15 protein-coding genes are annotated in these 17,479 nt (G+C 59.2%); 6 read left to right on the forward strand and 9 right to left on the reverse strand.

Features of this window, described 5'->3' with window-relative positions:
• Nucleotides 1-261: 261 nt before the first annotated feature.
• The 6 genes from fba to tkt form a co-directional block, all read right to left on the reverse strand.
• Entirely contained in the window at nucleotides 262-1,326 is a 1,065-nt protein-coding gene (gene fba, locus ACM1ZW_RS06680; RefSeq protein ID WP_008081027.1) for a class II fructose-bisphosphate aldolase, read from the reverse strand.
• A gap of 270 nt (nucleotides 1,327-1,596) precedes the next feature.
• Entirely contained in the window at nucleotides 1,597-1,929 is a 333-nt protein-coding gene (locus ACM1ZW_RS06685; RefSeq protein ID WP_416740341.1) for an MliC family protein, read from the reverse strand.
• A 56-nt stretch (nucleotides 1,930-1,985) separates the two neighbouring features.
• Nucleotides 1,986-2,207, reverse strand: coding sequence for a hypothetical protein (locus ACM1ZW_RS06690; RefSeq protein WP_017341225.1), 222 nt, complete (start codon nucleotides 2,205-2,207; stop codon nucleotides 1,986-1,988).
• Nucleotides 2,208-2,241: 34 nt separating this feature from the next.
• Nucleotides 2,242-3,405, reverse strand: a complete 1,164-nt coding sequence (locus ACM1ZW_RS06695; RefSeq protein WP_017341226.1) for a phosphoglycerate kinase — start codon at nucleotides 3,403-3,405, stop codon at nucleotides 2,242-2,244.
• Between the two features lie 12 nt (nucleotides 3,406-3,417).
• Complete coding sequence (gene epd, locus ACM1ZW_RS06700; protein ID WP_017341227.1) at nucleotides 3,418-4,470, reverse strand: erythrose-4-phosphate dehydrogenase; 1,053 nt, start codon at nucleotides 4,468-4,470, stop codon at nucleotides 3,418-3,420.
• A gap of 150 nt (nucleotides 4,471-4,620) precedes the next feature.
• Complete coding sequence (gene tkt / locus ACM1ZW_RS06705; protein ID WP_017341228.1) at nucleotides 4,621-6,618, reverse strand: transketolase; 1,998 nt, start codon at nucleotides 6,616-6,618, stop codon at nucleotides 4,621-4,623.
• Between the two features lie 273 nt (nucleotides 6,619-6,891).
• On the opposite strand from tkt, the gene ACM1ZW_RS06710 reads away from it, so the two are divergent.
• From ACM1ZW_RS06710 to ACM1ZW_RS06725, 4 genes are all read left to right on the forward strand, one after another.
• Nucleotides 6,892-7,887 (forward strand): ArsR/SmtB family transcription factor, encoded by a 996-nt coding sequence (locus ACM1ZW_RS06710; protein WP_017341229.1) that lies wholly within the window; start codon nucleotides 6,892-6,894, stop codon nucleotides 7,885-7,887.
• An 18-nt stretch (nucleotides 7,888-7,905) separates the two neighbouring features.
• A complete protein-coding gene (metK, locus tag ACM1ZW_RS06715) occupies nucleotides 7,906-9,096 on the forward strand; it encodes a methionine adenosyltransferase (RefSeq protein ID WP_008033298.1) in 1,191 nt (396 codons plus the stop codon).
• Nucleotides 9,097-9,349: 253 nt separating this feature from the next.
• Nucleotides 9,350-11,023 (forward strand): NAD-dependent DNA ligase LigB, encoded by a 1,674-nt coding sequence (ligB, locus tag ACM1ZW_RS06720; protein WP_416740342.1) that lies wholly within the window; start codon nucleotides 9,350-9,352, stop codon nucleotides 11,021-11,023.
• A 100-nt stretch (nucleotides 11,024-11,123) separates the two neighbouring features.
• Complete coding sequence (locus tag ACM1ZW_RS06725; protein ID WP_017341231.1) at nucleotides 11,124-11,519, forward strand: DUF1090 domain-containing protein; 396 nt, start codon at nucleotides 11,124-11,126, stop codon at nucleotides 11,517-11,519.
• A 194-nt stretch (nucleotides 11,520-11,713) separates the two neighbouring features.
• Here ACM1ZW_RS06725 and ACM1ZW_RS06730 read toward each other — a convergent pair whose 3' ends face one another.
• Nucleotides 11,714-12,163, reverse strand: a complete 450-nt coding sequence (locus tag ACM1ZW_RS06730; RefSeq protein WP_017341232.1) for a c-type cytochrome — start codon at nucleotides 12,161-12,163, stop codon at nucleotides 11,714-11,716.
• A 128-nt stretch (nucleotides 12,164-12,291) separates the two neighbouring features.
• Here ACM1ZW_RS06730 and ACM1ZW_RS06735 point away from each other — a divergent pair, with 128 nt between their 5' ends.
• On the forward strand, nucleotides 12,292-13,464 hold the full coding sequence (locus ACM1ZW_RS06735) for a murein transglycosylase A (protein ID WP_017341233.1): 1,173 nt from the start codon (nucleotides 12,292-12,294) through the stop codon (nucleotides 13,462-13,464).
• 108 nt (nucleotides 13,465-13,572) lie between these two features.
• Here ACM1ZW_RS06735 and ACM1ZW_RS06740 read toward each other — a convergent pair whose 3' ends face one another.
• Both ACM1ZW_RS06740 and ACM1ZW_RS06745 read right to left on the reverse strand, forming a co-directional pair.
• Nucleotides 13,573-13,956 carry an MAPEG family protein gene (locus tag ACM1ZW_RS06740; protein WP_017341234.1) on the reverse strand — a complete coding sequence of 128 codons (384 nt, stop codon included), beginning with the start codon at nucleotides 13,954-13,956 and terminating at the stop codon, nucleotides 13,573-13,575.
• A 55-nt stretch (nucleotides 13,957-14,011) separates the two neighbouring features.
• Complete coding sequence (locus tag ACM1ZW_RS06745; RefSeq protein ID WP_017341235.1) at nucleotides 14,012-14,845, reverse strand: DMT family transporter; 834 nt, start codon at nucleotides 14,843-14,845, stop codon at nucleotides 14,012-14,014.
• 558 nt (nucleotides 14,846-15,403) lie between these two features.
• On the opposite strand from ACM1ZW_RS06745, the gene ACM1ZW_RS06750 reads away from it, so the two are divergent.
• Nucleotides 15,404-17,437 (forward strand): patatin-like phospholipase family protein, encoded by a 2,034-nt coding sequence (locus ACM1ZW_RS06750; RefSeq protein ID WP_414880175.1) that lies wholly within the window; start codon nucleotides 15,404-15,406, stop codon nucleotides 17,435-17,437.
• Nucleotides 17,438-17,479: the final 42 nt, after the last annotated feature.

Below are 17,479 nucleotides of genomic sequence, written 5' to 3' on the forward strand. Positions count from 1 at the left end.
ACCACTTCTCCCTGACACCCTCGCCGCAATGACCGCGCCCCTGCATCTGGCGGCCTGCACCAGCTTCCCCCCAGTTGGTGGTTTCGACTACCTGGACAACTCTATCCAGATGACAAGGCTAAACCACCTGTAACAATTGACAGTTTTTAATACTTTTTCGCGATAACGTTTAGTTCAGCAAAAGTACGGGCTCGATTGACGAGCGCTCATAAAAAAACCCGCATTTCTGCGGGTTTTTTGTGCAAACAAAACGCTGAAGTTTTAGTTAACCTTGGCGTTCAACTCACCTTTCAGGTAACGCTGATACATTGCTTCCAACGAGATCGGCTTGATCTTCGAAGCGTTGCCCGCAGTACCGAAAGCTTCGTAACGAGCGATACACACGTCACGCATCGCAGTAACCGTCGCGCCAAAGAACTTGCGAGGGTCAAACTCGCTCGGGTTGGTGGCCATCAGGCGACGCATTGCGCCAGTGGACGCCAAGCGCAGGTCGGTGTCGATGTTGACCTTGCGCACGCCGTGCTTGATGCCTTCAACAATCTCTTCAACCGGCACGCCGTAGGTTTCTTTGATGTCGCCGCCGTACTGGTTGATGATCGCCAGCCACTCTTGCGGAACCGAAGACGAACCGTGCATCACCAGGTGGGTGTTCGGAATGCGCTTGTGGATTTCCTTGATGCGGTCGATGGCCAGCACGTCACCGGTAGGCGGCTTGGTGAACTTGTAGGCGCCGTGGCTGGTGCCGATGGCGATGGCCAAGGCATCGACCTGGGTGCGCTTGACGAAGTCAGCGGCTTCTTCCGGGTCGGTCAGCATCTGGCTGTGATCCAGAACGCCTTCGGCGCCGATGCCGTCTTCTTCACCGGCCATGCCGGTTTCCAGCGAACCCAGGCAACCCAGCTCGCCTTCTACCGATACGCCACAGGCGTGAGCCATGGCCACGGTTTGTTGGGTGACGCGCACATTGTAGTCGTAGTCGGTCGGGGTCTTGCCGTCTTCGCCGAGGGAACCGTCCATCATCACCGAGCTGAAGCCCAGTTGGATCGAGCGCTGGCAGACGTCAGGGCTGGTGCCGTGGTCCTGGTGCATGCACACCGGGATGTGCGGGAATTCTTCGATTGCCGCCAGGATCAGGTGACGCAGGAACGGTGCGCCAGCGTATTTGCGAGCACCGGCCGAAGCCTGGACGATCACCGGGGAGTCAGTCTTGTCAGCGGCTTCCATGATGGCGCGCATCTGCTCAAGGTTGTTGACGTTGAAGGCTGGAACGCCGTAGCCGAACTCGGCTGCGTGGTCCAGCATCTGGCGCATGCTGATAAGTGCCATTGTGTATGTCTCTCCCGGTTTGGGTCGTTAATCGTGCCAGCCTGCCGGAGCGGCGGCGGCTATTCAAGTTTTTGCAGATCGGGGGTTGGCCCGGGCTGCGAATTCGGTGTTGCTCAAATCTTGAGAACCTGCACAGATCCACTGTGGGAGCGAGCCTGCTCGCGAATGCGGTTTCACATTCAATCTTGATGCAAGCTGATCCACCGCTTTCGCGAGCAGGCTCGCTCCCACATTTGGATCTGCTCCCACATTGGATCTGTGGTGTGTCAATTACTGCGCTTTACAACCGCGGCCAATCAAATCATTGGTGGCGACCCAGTACACCAGGCCTTCCTCACCTTTTACGTGAAACGCCAGCATGTCGTTGCTGTACAGCGAACCTTCGGCGCCCGGTTCAAGCTTCAAGCGGTAGACCTGATCGGCCCCGCCGAGGCGCACGTCGACTTCCTTGCGACTGTCGTCGGTATAGCGCCAGAGCACTTTGGCCTGGCTATCGCAGGTCCAGGTGGTCCAGGTGTCCGTCGATTCGGCAGGCTTGAACAGGTTGAAATTCGAGCAACCTGCCAGCAGTGCGAGCGCCGTAATGGCGATAAAACCTTTCATCCGTGTTCCTCGACTGACGGCGCACGCCGCCAGCCCTGAGTAAGGAGTCAGACCCGTCAAGGGCAACCATGTTCCTTGGCGGGTGTCTGCGTTTCGTATTTTTCCAGGCCATCAGGCCCGGAACGCTTGTTGATCACCGGGTTTGTTTCCGCTTGCCAGTCAGCCTGGTAGCAGCCCTTTTCCACCGATTGCGGAGCAGGTTCCGGCTTGGCTTTCGGGTTACTCCCGCAAGCCGCCAGCGAACCCGCAACGATCAACAACGCTAGCGTCTTGACCATCTGAACACTCCCTTTCCTGGTCAAATCAGCGACCTCAGCCCTTGGCCCGACTTTCCAGGACTTCAACCGCCGGCAACACCTTACCTTCGACGAATTCGAGGAATGCGCCACCACCGGTAGAAATGTAGGAGATCTGATCCGCGACGCCATATTTGTCGATGGCCGCCAGGGTGTCGCCGCCGCCCGCGATGGAGAACGCCGAGCTTTCCGCGATGGCCTGGGCCAGCACTTTGGTGCCGTTACCGAACTGGTCGAATTCGAACACGCCGACCGGGCCGTTCCACAGAATGGTCTTGGACGACTTCAACAGCTCGGCGAAATTCGCCGCGGTCTGTGGGCCGATGTCCAGGATCATGTCGTCTGCCGCAACGTCGTCGATCAGCTTGACGGTCGCGGTGGCGCTTTCAGCGAACTCCTTGGCGACGACAACGTCCACCGGCAGCGGCACGCTGACCTTGGCGGCGATTTCGCGGGCAGTGTCCAGCAGGTCCGGCTCGTACAGGGATTTGCCGACCGGATGACCGGCAGCGGCCAGGAACGTGTTGGCAATGCCACCGCCGACGATCAGCTGGTTGCAGATCTGGCTCAGGCTGTTCAGCACGTCGAGTTTGGTCGAGACCTTGGAACCGGCAACGATGGCCGCCATTGGCTGGGCCGGGGCGCCGAGGGCTTTACCCAGTGCGTCTAGTTCAGCGGCCAGCAGCGGGCCAGCGGCAGCGACTTTGGCGAACTTGGCCACGCCATGGGTCGAACCCTCGGCGCGGTGAGCGGTGCCGAAGGCGTCCATCACGAACACGTCGCACAGGGCGGCATATTGCTGGGCCAGTTCGTCAGCGTTCTTTTTCTCGCCTTTGTTGAAGCGCACGTTTTCGAACAGGACGATGTCGCCGGCCTTCACGTCAACGCCGCCCAGGTAATCGGCAACCAGCGGCACTTCGCGGCCCAAGGCCTTGCTCAGGTAGTCGGCGACTGGCTTGAGGCTGTTCTCGGCCGAGAATTCGCCTTCGGTCGGACGGCCAAGGTGCGAGCAGACCATGACGGCCGCGCCTTTTTCCAGGGCCAGCTTGATGGTCGGCAGCGAAGCCAGGATACGCGCATCGCTGGTGACTACACCGTCCTTGACTGGGACGTTGAGGTCTTCGCGGATCAATACGCGCTTACCTTGCAGATCGAGGTCGGACATCTTCAACACGGTCATGGGTCGCACTTCCTACGGTTTTTTTGAAGTCGCTGTTTGCAGATAGTGTTCTGCAACGTCCAGCATTCGGTTGGCAAAACCCCATTCGTTGTCGAACCAGGCCAGGATGTTCACCAGCCGCGGGCCGGAAACTCGGGTCTGACTGGCATCGACGATCGCCGAATGTGGGTCATGGTTGAAATCACAGCTTGCGTGGGGCAGCTCGGTGTAGGCCAGCAGGCCTTTGAGCGGGCCGCTGCTGGCAGCCTCGCGCAGAATCCGGTTGACCTCGGTAGCGTCGGTGTCGCTCACGGTCTGCATCGTAATGTCGAGGCAAGACACGTTCACCGTCGGCACACGCACGGCTTTGGCCTGAATTCGCCCGGCAAGTTCCGGCAACAGGCGTTCGATGCCGCGCGCCAGACCAGTGGACACCGGAATCACCGACTGAAACGCCGAACGGGTGCGGCGCAGGTCTTCGTGATGATAGGCGTCAATGACGGGCTGATCGTTCATCGCCGAGTGGATGGTGGTGATCGACACGTATTCCAGACCAATGGCCTGATCCAGCAGGCGCAACAGCGGCACGCCGCAGTTGGTGGTGCAGGACGCGTTGGACACCAGCAGCTCATCGCCGGTGAGGCAATCCTGGTTCACGCCGTAGACGATGGTGGCGTCGACATCCGCCTCGCTGGCCATCGGCTGGGAAAACAACACGCGCGGGGCGCCGGCGTCGAGGAAACGCTGACCGTCTTCGCGAGTGTGGTAAGCGCCGGAGCACTCCAGCACCAGATCGACGCCGAGCGATGCCCAATCGATGCCTTCGGGGGTGGCACTGCGCAGGACCTTCACGCAGTCGCCATTAATATGCAGACAATCGCCCTCGACCTTCACCTCGCCGGGAAAACGCCCGTGCGTGGAGTCGAAGCGTGTCAGGTATTCGATGCTGGCCATGTCCGCCAGATCGTTGATCGCGACAATCTCAAACCCGGCCTTCTCGCCTCGCTCGAACAACGCACGCAAGACGCAACGACCAATCCGGCCGTAGCCGTTGAGTGCAACTTTGTAGGGACGCGGTTGAGGCATGGGGTTCTCGATTACCGTGGTGAATCCGTTATTGCAACGTGGACCGAACCACCGTCTTCGCGAGCAAGCCCGCTCCCACAGGGGAATGCATTCCAATGTGGGAGCGGGTTTGCTCGCGAAGGCGGCAGTCCGGACGACGCAACTTCTGGATCAGTCTTCCAGCAGCTCTTCAGCCTGACCCAGGATGTTTTCCAGGGTGAAGCCGAACTCTTCGAACAAGGCAGGCGCAGGCGCCGACTCGCCGTAGGTGGTCATGCCGATGACGCGGCCTTCCAGGCCCACGTATTTGTACCAGTAGTCCGCATGAGCGGCTTCGATGGCGATACGGGCGCTGACCTGCAACGGCAGAACCGATTGCTTGTAGTCGGCGTCTTGCGCATCGAACACGCTGGTGCAAGGCATCGAGACAACGCGCACCTTGCGACCTTGCTCGGTCAGCTTGTCGTAAGCCTGAACCGCCAGACCCACTTCCGAACCGGTGGCGATCAGGATCAGCTCAGGCTCGCCTGCGCAGTCCTTCAGCACGTAACCGCCACGGGAGATCTCTTCGATCTGGATCGCGTTGCGGGTTTGGTGCTGCAGGTTCTGACGCGAGAAGATCAAGGCCGAAGGACCGTCGTTACGTTCCAGGGCGAACTTCCAGGCCACTGCCGATTCAACGGCATCGGCTGGACGCCAGGTGTCGAGGTTCGGCGTGCTGCGCAGGCTGGTCAGTTGCTCGATCGGCTGGTGAGTCGGGCCGTCTTCGCCCAGACCGATGGAGTCGTGGGTGTAGACGAACAGCACGCGCTTCTTCATCAGCGAGGCCATGCGCACGGCGTTGCGGGCGTATTCCATGAACATCAGGAAGGTCGCGCCGTAAGGCACAAGACCGCCGTGCAAGGCCACGCCGTTCATGATCGCGCTCATGCCGAATTCGCGGACGCCGTAGTACACGTAGTTGCCGCTGGCGTCTTCGGCGGTGACACCTTTGCAACCTTTCCACAGGGTCAGGTTGGAACCGGCCAGGTCCGCGGAACCGCCGAGGAATTCCGGCAGCATCGGGCCGTAGGCGTTCAGGGCGTTCTGGCTGGCCTTACGGCTGGCGATGGTTTCGCCCTTGGCCGCGACTTCAGCAATATAGGCAGACGCTTTTTCAGCGAAGTCGGCCGGCAGTTCGCCGCTCAGGCGACGGATCAGCTCGTTGGCCAGCTCAGGGAAAGCCGCGGAATAGGCAGCGAAACGCTGATCCCACTCGGCTTCAACGGCGCGGCCGGCTTCCTTGGCGTCCCACTCGGCATAGATGTCGGCCGGGATTTCGAACGGACCGTGGTTCCACTTCAACGCCGCGCGGGTCAGAGCGATCTCCGCGTCACCCAATGGGGCGCCGTGGCAATCTTCTTTACCTTGCTTGTTCGGCGAACCGAAACCGATGGTGGTCTTGCAGCAGATCAGGGTTGGCTGCGCGCTTTTGCGAGCAGTCTCGATGGCAATCTTGATCTCTTCCGGATCATGACCGTCGACGTTGCGGATCACCTGCCAGTTATAGGCTTCGAAACGCTTAGGGGTGTCGTCGGTGAACCAGCCTTCGACTTCACCGTCGATGGAGATTCCGTTGTCATCGTAGAAGGCGATCAGTTTACCGAGGCCCAAGGTACCGGCCAGGGAGCCGACTTCGTGGGAAATGCCTTCCATCATGCAGCCATCACCGAGGAACACGTAGGTGTGGTGATCGACGACATTGTGGCCCGGACGGTTGAACTGCGCCGCCAGGACTTTTTCTGCCAGGGCGAAACCCACGGCGTTGGCCAGGCCCTGGCCCAGTGGACCGGTGGTGGTTTCCACGCCAGGGGTGTAGCCGAATTCCGGGTGGCCCGGGGTGCGGCTGTGCAGCTGGCGGAAGTTTTTCAGGTCATCGATCGACAGGTCGTAGCCGGTCAGGTGCAGCAGCGAGTAGATCAGCATCGAACCGTGACCGTTGGACAGCACGAAGCGGTCACGGTCGGCGAACGATGGATTGCTCGGGTTGTGCTTCAGGTAGTCACGCCAAAGTACTTCGGCGATATCTGCCATACCCATAGGGGCACCGGGATGGCCGCTGTTGGCTTTTTGCACGGCATCCATGCTGAGGGCACGAATGGCGTTGGCACGCTCACGACGGCTGGGCATCGCTGTTCTCCTGCGGATATTGAATCGAGAGTGAATAAAACGAAACGGAAAAAAGGCGAGCATTTTCCCTCACCGACCCGCCTCGGGGCAATGACAGATAATCATCTGAAGGCGTTTTTCCGGTGGATAAAGTCGCATTCGCCTGGTGAAACCTTTCCGCTGACGATTTGTAGAGTGACCCTTTCCACGAGAAGTGCCATCTATCGAGCAATATCAAAACTTTTTGATATTGCTCTTGCGGGGATTTCTGACCATCACTAGACTGCTGGCCCTATGAATTTACGCGTGCCTTCCATTCAACATGACGAGTGCGATGAGCTGGCGGCCCTGTGCAAGGCCGGCGGCGATCCTCTGCGGCTGAATGTATTGCGCGCGCTGGCCAACGATTCGTTTGGCGTACTGGAACTGGCGCAGATCTTCGGCATCGGCCAGTCGGGCATGAGTCATCACCTCAAGGTGCTGGCCCAGGCCGACCTGGTGGCAACGCGCCGTGAAGGCAATGCGATTTTTTACCGTCGCGCCCTGCCCCACACCGATCTGCTGGGCGGCAAGTTGCACGCCGCGCTGCTCGAAGAAGTGGACAACCTGACCCTGCCGGCCGATGTGCAGTCGCGGATCGGTCAGGTCCACGGGCAACGGGCGGCGGCCAGCCAGGACTTTTTCTCACGGGTCGCGGAGAAGTTTCGCGCCCAGCAAGACTTGATTGCCGGCTTGCCGCAGTACCGCGAAAGCGTGGTGGCGTTGCTCGACAAACTGAGCTTCAGTGAAGGGGCCACGGCCATTGAAGTCGGCCCAGGTGACGGCGCTTTTCTGCCTGAACTGGCACGCCGCTTCACTCACGTCACGGCACTGGACAACAGCGCGGCGATGCTCGAACTGGCGCGCCAGGTCTGCGAACGTGAAGCGCTGGCTAACGTCAGCCTGCAACTGGCCGATGCATTGAATGGCGTCAGCCTCAAGGCTGATTGCGTTGTACTGAACATGGTGCTGCACCACTTTGCCGCGCCGGCCGATGCACTCAAGCACATGGCCGACTTGCTGCAACCGGGCGGTAGCCTGCTCGTGACAGAGTTATGTAGCCACAACCAGAGTTGGGCCAGGGAGGCCTGCGGTGATCTCTGGTTGGGGTTTGAACAGGACGATCTGGCCCGTTGGGCCACCGCTGCGGGACTCGTTCCCGGGGAAAGCCTCTATGTAGGCTTACGTAATGGTTTCCAGATTCAGGTCCGCCACTTTCAGCGGCCGACTGGCGACACTCACCATCGGTAAATTCAGGAAAAAATCGAGATGAGCGAATACTCCCTCTTCACCTCCGAGTCCGTGTCCGAAGGGCATCCGGACAAAATCGCCGACCAGATTTCCGATGCGGTGCTGGACGCCATCATTGCTGAAGACAAGTTCGCCCGTGTGGCGTGCGAGACGCTGGTGAAAACCGGCGTGGCAATCATCGCCGGTGAAGTCACCACGTCGGCCTGGGTCGACCTGGAAGAAATCGTGCGTAACGTCATTCTGGACATCGGCTATAACAGCTCCGATGTCGGCTTCGACGGCGCCACTTGTGGCGTGATGAACATCATCGGCAAGCAGTCCCCTGACATCAACCAGGGTGTCGACCGTGCCAAGCCTGAAGATCAGGGTGCCGGCGACCAGGGCCTGATGTTCGGCTACGCGAGCAACGAAACCGACGTGCTGATGCCAGCACCGATCACCTTCTCGCACCAGCTTGTGCAACGGCAGGCCGAAGCCCGTAAATCCGGCCTGCTGCCTTGGCTGCGCCCGGACGCCAAGTCGCAAGTGACTTGCCGTTACGAAGGCGGCAAGGTTGTCGGTATCGACGCCGTTGTACTGTCGACCCAGCACAACCCTGAAGTGTCCTACAAAGACCTGCGCGAAGGCGTGATGGAGCTGATCGTCAAGCACGTGCTGCCTGCCGAACTGCTGACCAAGGACACCCAGTTCCACATCAACCCGACCGGCCAGTTCATCATCGGTGGCCCGGTAGGTGACTGCGGCCTGACCGGTCGCAAGATCATCGTCGACAGCTACGGCGGCATGGCCCGTCACGGCGGCGGCGCGTTCTCCGGTAAAGATCCATCGAAGGTTGACCGTTCGGCTGCCTACGCCGGTCGTTACGTAGCCAAGAACATCGTCGCTGCCGGCCTGGCCGAGCGTTGCGAGATTCAGGTTTCCTACGCGATCGGTGTTGCTCAACCGACTTCGATCTCGTTGAACACCTTCGGCACCGGCAAAATCAGCGACGACAAAATCGTCAAACTGGTTCGCGAAGTGTTCGACCTGCGTCCATACGCAATCACCACCATGCTCGACCTGCTGCACCCGATGTACCAGGAAACCGCTGCGTACGGCCACTTCGGTCGCACCCCGGCCACCAAGACCGTCGGCGAAGACACCTTCACCACGTTCACCTGGGAAAAAACCGACCGCGCCGACGACCTGCGTTCGGCTGCCGGCCTGTAAGACTTCCCCGGCGGTACCAAAAGCCCTGCACGGTTCGCCGTGCGGGGCTTTTTATTGCCTTTCGCTTTGCGCCGTGTCGCCGCCATCGCGAGCAGGCTCGCTCCCACAGGGAAATGCATTCCAATGTGGGAGCGAGCCTGCTCGCGATGAGGCCAGCCCAGTCACCCGGAAATACAAGGCAAAACACCCGCCCTTCCCGCCTGACAATAAGTGACTAGCCTTCAAGCATTCCACTTGAGCAAGGACGCTCACCATGCTTCTGCGCCTGTTTTCCATTTTCCTCCTGACCCTGGTCTGCTCAATCTCAAACGCTGCCGATTGCCCCGACTGGCCACCCGCCAGGGCTCTGGACGAAATCACTACCCTGCAAAAACAGATCGACCTTTGGGACCACAGCTACCACCACAACGGACGCTCATTGATCGCCGACGAACTCTACGACCAGTCCCGTGCACGGCTGGCCGATTGGCGTGAGTGCTTTAACGCGGGTCCGGCGCCCGAACCTTTGCGCACGGCAGGCGGCAAGATCGCCCACCCCATTGCTCACACGGGCCTGGAAAAACTTCGCGATGGTCGCGCGGTCGAGGCTTGGCTGCGCGATCGCAAGGACATCTGGATTCAACCCAAGGTCGACGGCGTAGCCGTGACACTGATCTATCGCAACGGCGTACTGCATCAGGCGATCAGTCGCGGTGACGGCGTGAACGGTCAGGACTGGACGGCCCCGGCGCGACTGATCCCCGTTATCCCACGACAACTGGCGCAACCCGTGGATTTGCTCGTGCAAGGCGAACTCTTCTGGCGCCTGACCGGCCATGTACAAGCCAAGGTCGGCAGTCTCAATGCCCGTTCGACGGTGGCCGGCCTGATGGCCCGCAAGGAACTCGCCCCCGAGCAAGCCGCTGGTATCGGGCTGTTTATCTGGGATTGGCCGCAAGGGCCCGCCAGCCTGCCCGCCCGTGTCGCGCTGCTGGATGAACTGGGGCTGCCGGGCACGGTGCCTTACAGTCAGCCGATCCAGACATTCGCCGACGCCGAACACTGGCGCGACCACTGGTACCGCTCGCCATTACCCTTTGCCAGCGACGGTGTCGTCCTGCGCCAGAGCCAGCGCCCCTCAGCCGCGCGCTGGCAGGCGAAAACACCGTACTGGGCCATCGCCTGGAAATACCCCTTTGCCCAGGCGCTGACCGAGGTGCGAAAAGTCGATTTCAAGGTCGGTCGCACCGGACGGATCACACCGGTGCTGGAGCTGAAACCGGTGACACTCGATGACCGGCAGATCAAACGCGTGAGCGTCAGCTCCCTGCGACGCTGGGAGGAACTGGATATCCGCCCCGGCGATCAGGTGTCCGTCAGCCTGGCGGGATTGACCATTCCCAGGCTCGACGGCGTGGTTCTGCGCGCCGCCGAACGCGCCGAATTAAACATACCGTTAGCGGCAGACTTTCATCCGTTGAGTTGCTGGCAGCCGACGCCTGGCTGCGAAAGCCAATTCCTCGCGCGACTGGCCTGGCTCAGTGGCAAGCAAGGGCTGGCCTTGCCTCATGTCGGCCCCGGCACCTGGGAGAAACTTCTCGAAACAGGCCGCCTGAACGGCCTGCTGGATTGGTTGACCCTCGATGCTCAAGAGCTTGCTAACATTGACGGCTTCGGCGAGCGCAGCACGACTCGTCTTTTAAACAGTTTCAACAGCGCCCGCCAACGCCCTTTCATTCGCTGGCTCAAAGCCCTGGGATTACCACCGACCGGCCAGGCGCCGTTGGCTGATTCATGGCAGGCACTGGCACAACGAAACACCGGACAATGGCAGGCAGAGGCCGGTATCGGCCCGGGACGTGCGGCGCAACTGAGCGCATTTTTCCGCGACCCGCAGGTCCTGGCCTTGAGTGACACATTACGTGCGGCGGGAATCGACGGGTTTTAGCGACCGCCGATGCTCGCCCACCCGGGAACCCAAAGGTGCCAATGGGCTCAAACGCCCACCGCCCTATCGATCCGATTTGCACTTTGTACATGGAGCTTTTATGAAATTTCTTTCACCGCTCGTCCTGCTGACTCTATGCGGTGTGATGGCCGCTCCACTGATGGCCGCCGAAGAGGCCCCGGGGCTGACCGGTTGCGCCGCCAAGAAACAGGGCATCATCAATCAGATCGAACTGGCCAAGTCCCACGGCAACGCCGATCAGCAGGCTGGCCTGGAAACCGCCCTGAGCGAAGTCACCGCTCATTGCACTGACGCCTCGCTGAAAAAGGAACGGGAGAACAAGGTCCTCGACGCCAAGCATGAAGTCAGTCAGCGTCAGGCCGACCTGGACAAAGCCATGAAGAAAGGCGACCCAGAGAAGATCAACAAGCGCAAAGACAAACTCGCCGAGTCCCGCAAGGCATTGCAGGACGCGCTCGACGAGCTGGACAAGTAATCCACCGGATTAGCGAGCGAACTGTTGTGGCGAGGGAGCTTGCTCCCGTTCGGCGGCGAAGCCGTCGCAATCCGGCACGCAGAATACAGCTGACGAAACTCGGTCGAATGGTTTTGGGGCCGCTTCGCCGCCCAGCGGGAGCAAGCTCCCTCGCCACCGTTGCGCAGCAAGCACCACCCAGTCACATCCGAGAATCAATGATCCCGAAACTCTTTATGGCACGCACTGCAGGCATCTTCGACTTTCTGCACCGCCGGCCCGAGGTTACTGGCCTTGTAAGGCTGGACCTTGCTGGCAATCACCAATTCACCGGTGCTGGTTTCAAGGGTGCGGGCCATTTCCTGAAAGCGTGCCTGTTTCTGCCAGACATCGCTCTTGGCACTGGTGTGATCTTCTTCGCGCACCTGTGGAAAATGCTTCCACGGTTCATGGGACAGCGCATCGAGCTTGATGGCGCCCTCAGCGAACTTCGGACCGTCGAATGGAATGCGGCCGCGCAACATGCCGCCCAGGTCTTCGCCGGTCTTGAGCATTTGCTTGAAGATCGCCTTGCGCTGGCCCAGTGGCGAGTTCGGGTCGACACCGCCACACGCAGACAACGTCAGGCAGGCCAGCAATACAACGGAAAGTCTTTTAAATGTCATGGTGGCTTCAGGTCACGGGAAACGGCGGCCAGTATCCTCGCGTCATCGACAAACACCAATAGCCCTAATATCAATACGGGTTGTGCGAGCGCAGTGAGCACTCGCGCAACCGGCAAAGGAATTACTCCATGAACAGCCGTTTCAAGGCCTGGCGTCATCGCCTCGCCTGGACTCTCCCGATAGTGGCCGTGCTCGCAGGCTGCACCGGTGGTGACAACAACAAACCAAAAACCCACGCACTGGCGACTTATTCCAGCGCCACCTGGGAAGCGCTGCCTGCAGTGTCCGATAACGATCTGATCGCCGGTTTCGGTTCGTGGCGCAGCGCCTGTACCCGACTCAAGGCCGATCCGGTGTGGGGCCCAACCTGCGCCGCAGCCGCCAATGTGCCGCAAACTGCCACCGACATCCGCGGCTTCCTCAAACAGAACCTCGATGTCTACGGCCTGCGCGCCGCCAACGACAATCCCGACGGCTTGATCACCGGTTACTACGAGCCGGTCTACCCCGGCAGCCTGACCCAAACCGCCGTGGCGAACATTCCGGTGTATGGGGTTCCAGAGGACATGATCATCGTCTCCCTGGACAGCATCTACCCGGAGCTCAAAGGCAAACGCCTGCGCGGACGGCTCGAAGGCCGCGTGCTCAAGCCGTACGACGATGCGGCAACGATCGAAAACAAAGGAGTCAAGGCGCCGGTGGTGGCATGGCTGACCGACCCGATGAACCTGCAGTTCCTGCAAATCCAGGGCTCGGGTCGCATCCAGCTCAGTGACGGCCGCCAGCTGCGCATCGCGTACGCCGACCAGAACGGCCATCCCTATCGGCCGATCGGCCGCTGGCTGGTGGAACAAGGTGAACTGAAAAAAGAAGACGTGACCATGGGTGCGATCAGCAACTGGGCCAAGGCCAATCCGACGCGCATTCCGGAACTGCTCGGCAGCAATCCCAGCTATGTGTTCTTTACCCGCAACCCCGACAGCAACGAAGGCCCTCGCGGCTCGCTGAATGTTCCGTTGACCGCAGGCTATAGCGCCGCCGTGGACCGCAAAGTGATTCCACTGGGCAGTCTGATGTGGTTATCCACGACGCGGCCGGACGGCACGCCGCTGGTTCGCCCGGTGGCCGCCCAGGACACTGGCGGCGCGATTGCCGGTGAAGTTCGGGCCGACCTGTTCTGGGGAACCGGAGAAGCGGCCGGGCAATTGGCCGGCGACATGAAACAACAGGGGCAAATCTGGATGTTATGGCCCAAAGGCGCGGCATTGCCGCAAGTGCCTCAGGTGGCCGACAAGCTCTAAAGTCAAAGATCGCAGGCTGCGCCAGCGCCTGCATGGATCAATGCTCATCCGCCATGTAGCGGTGAACCCGGCCAATGTAGGCGCTGGGCAGCCTGCGATCTTTTGCTCTTAGACAGAAACCACAAATAAACTGATGATCAACCCCAGCCCCACAAACCACACCAACGACCGCAAGATATGCCAGTCCGCCAGGTAACAAATGATGTACAGCAACCGGCTGGTGATAAATAAGACCGACAGCACATTGATGGTCACCAGCTCGGCATTGCCAGCCAGGTGCGCCACGATCACCGCCGCAGCGAACGCCGGGAAGATTTCAAAACTGTTCAGTTGCGCCGCATTCGCGCGCCTGCCCAAACCTTCCAGTGAATCAAGAAAATCCCGGGGATCATGGTTGTCGTCCAGCCTGTAACCGCCACTGATCTTGGCCACGACCGTGCACAGGTAAGGCAGGAAAATCGCGATCAAAATGCACCACAAAGCAACCGTCATAAAGTCATCCCTTCTTCAAGTTTCATGCGTCGAGCTCTCGTCGACAGTGAGCCAGTCAAAACTTCATCACCAATATACCGATCAACACCAGCCCACAGGCCAGGAGCCGAGGCCGGCCGAAAGGTTCTTTCAGGTAGCGCATGCCAAACAGCACCACCAGGATCACGCTGATCTCGCGCAATGCCGCTGCTTCGGCTATCGACCCCAGCTGCATCGCCCACAGCACCAGAGCGTAGCTGAACAACACGCAAAACCCGACCGCCAATCCCAGCTGCCACTGTTCACGCCAGAACAGCATGAACGCCGGTCGCTTGCGCACCAGTGCGAGCAACGGAAACGGCCAGGCGCTGAGCAACGTCACCCAGACCAGGTAATCCAGCGGATGCGACCAACGCCGCAGCGCCTGGCCATCGATAAAGGTGTAGCAGCCGATGCACAGACCGATCAGTGCTACCACCGGCAGCATCGACCAAGGCAAACGCGCGCCGCCACCGCCCTGCCACAGCAAACACAGCATGCCGAACGGGATCAGCAGGATTCCGAAGATCTGCTGATGGGTCAGCACTTCTCCGGCAAAGATCAGCGTCAGGGCCAGCACCACCAGCGGCGACAGTCCGCGCATCAATGGATAGACCAGCCCCAGATCACCGACCCGATAAGCCTTAATCAGCAAATAGCGATAGAGCAACTCGAACGCCGCCGACGCCAGGATCCACGGCCAGATTTCAATCGGCGGTAACGCCACGAAAGGCAGCATCAGGGCGACAAACAACATCGCCACGCTGTCCATGCAAGCCACGACCAACAACCGTTCCGCGCTGAACTTGATCAGCGTATTCCACGCCGCATGCAGCAACGCCGCCACCAACACCAAAGCCGTCGCAAGCACGGCACGCTCCTTTTGTTCATCATCCTCACCTGGCAGGAGCATGGTTTGCCGTGGAAGGCGTTCTTGAAATCGCCATCGCCGGCAAGCCTCGCTCCTGCAGGAAGCGGTCAGATAATTGATTCGTCATAAGTCAGCAGCTGTTTATACTGCAAGCGACCACGCCGCACTCAGTTGCGCACAGACTAATTCCAAAAAATTCTGCCTCGGCCGGCTCTCCTCGAGAACGGTCTCCCAGATTGAATGCAGTAACGCTGTCGTCAATGTATCGGGTTGACAAGCAGGTCATGAAATCACCGGACAGACCTCATGACACCCGTCAGAAAATCGACCGGGAACTTCGACGCATTCAGGACGCACTCTGTATGAATTTTCTACAGGGCATTTTATCCGCCCTCCAAAACTGCCTGAAATCCCCTAAACAGAGCCTTTCAACTCACAATCGAGCGCGACACCAAGCGACTTCGTGTTTGTGTTCCCAATTGATACACCGTGCTCTCGCCTGCCTTCGCCTCTCCTAAAGTGCTGCTTCCGAAACCGCTCTCAAAGGAAGAGAAACTCATGACTGTTATCAGCCCCGTACGCCCCTCCTCATCACCTCCCTCAAGCAGCCTGAACAACGCGACTCAAGGTTCACCGACAAGTCCCTCTGACGAAGATTGGGGCGACTTCATGCAAGGCACCCGGTGCAAAGGTGAAGGCCTGTGCGAAACGCTGGCGAGCTCGTCGACCGGCCGAGAGCTTTCGATCCGCCGTTATGAGAACGACGTGGTCGAAATGGACCTCAAGCGCCCTGATATCAAAGACCTTGTGCTAAGCGGCGGAGGGGCCAAAGGGGTCGCCTTCTCCGGAGCGGTAAAAGCACTGGAAGAAAGTGGTCATCTGGACAAAATCAGCAACCTGCGAGGTTCATCGGCAGGCGCCATTACTGCGGCGGTGCTCGCCTGCGGAATGACACACGCGCAAATCGACAAACTGTTGGACGACATCGATCTTGTGTCGCTGCTCGACAGCCAAAGCAAGGTGCTTGGACCGATTCAGCACCTCAGCTCCACCATTGGTAAAGGTGTCGCAAAGGCCCCGGGCAAGACTGGCAAAATCGGACAGCTGCTGTTCGACCTGCTGCCTCGACTTCAATCCAAAGGCAGGCCACTGGAGGCACTGGTCCGTGACAAATCGGTCGAGTCGATCCTGTCTCGCTTCAGCCAGGCCCCTAAAGATGATCAGCGGCAAATTTCGGAGGCAAGCAAAGCTTGCGTAGAACAAATAAAAACCAATCGCTACGTGACCTTTGGTGATCTGGCGACCCTGAGCAAGGACATGCCTGAAATCAAGCAACTGCACATCACCGGCACTGCCATGTTCGACGGGCGCCCGCAAATGGTGGTGTTCAATGCCAGCCTGACCCCGGATCTGGATGTGGCTCACGCAGCCCTTATTTCAGGTTCATTGCCCGTCGTTTTCCAATCACCCTCAGAACAAGGTCTGCCCTTCCAGGGTGAGGGAGAGCGAACTTCCTTTCAGGATGGCGGGATCATGCTCAACACTCCGGTCCTGGATCTATACGATATTCAAATCCCGATGAGCGCAATTCCCGAAAGAGATCAGTTGATTCTCAAATTCGAGAGTGAGAATGGCGGTAAAAAAAACGATAGCGGCACACTTCTTTCGAGAACGATCGACAAGGCCATCGGCGTGGACCACTCGGCCCGAGACGCACAAGAAGAGAAAGGCATCGTCGCGTTTAAAGGACAAACGGTGATCGCTCCCCTGAAGACCGATGAGGGCGACTTCACTACCCTGCTGGGAGGCACGGTCAACTTCAGCATGCCGAAAGAGCACAGAAACCTGCTGCAGGAAAAACTGCGCTCCAAAGTTGAAGAACACCTGAAAAGCCATGACCGCAGCGAAACGTACACCTTCAAATCCATTGGTAGCGCTCTACTGGCCCTTGATGATGCATTGTTCGATACGGTGGCGCTTGAACTGAACAGTGATCAATCATGTGAAGCGGTCATCAGTTTCCGGCAGAAAGCTCAACAGGCGCTGACTGATTTAAAGCACGCTCTGGATGTCGTCTCCAAAGCCAGAGACAAAGAAGACCCAGGCAAGAAGAACGCCACACTGGAACTCACCCCAGAACTGCGTGCAGTGATCAATGCCCTGGATCAGCTCGGCGACACACCGGAAAAAACCGATTGGCTGGCGAAAAAACTCAATCATGGAAACCACCCGGATTACATGGAGCTGCTCCAAGCCGTCAAACGCATGGATGCCGGGGCACCAGGGCAAAAGTCTGCTGTCATGACCAAAGCCATCGAGGAAATGAGCATCCGCGACATCAAAATCAAGAGCGAAAACTTCATTCGCGAAGTGCTCTTTCCCTCCCTGTATCGTGTTGGCCAGCCTGACTCGAACGTCAAGCTGATAGGAGAGGCAATCATTGACTTGCGAGAAGCCAAGACCCCCGAGGATCAGGAGAGAGCAGGCAAACGGCTAATCGACAATTACGTCTCGCGTAACTCTCTATTCTCGAGTTTTGTCAGCTCGACGACGGTTGAACAAACCCGAGCATGGCTGATTCCTGCCAAGTAACCGTACTGCACCGGCAGGCCGGGCAAGTGGATACCTCGCCCG

This window comes from Pseudomonas sp. NFX71, assembly GCF_048079215.1.
GTDB classification, from domain to species: Bacteria; Pseudomonadota; Gammaproteobacteria; order Pseudomonadales; family Pseudomonadaceae; genus Aquipseudomonas; species Aquipseudomonas fluorescens_B.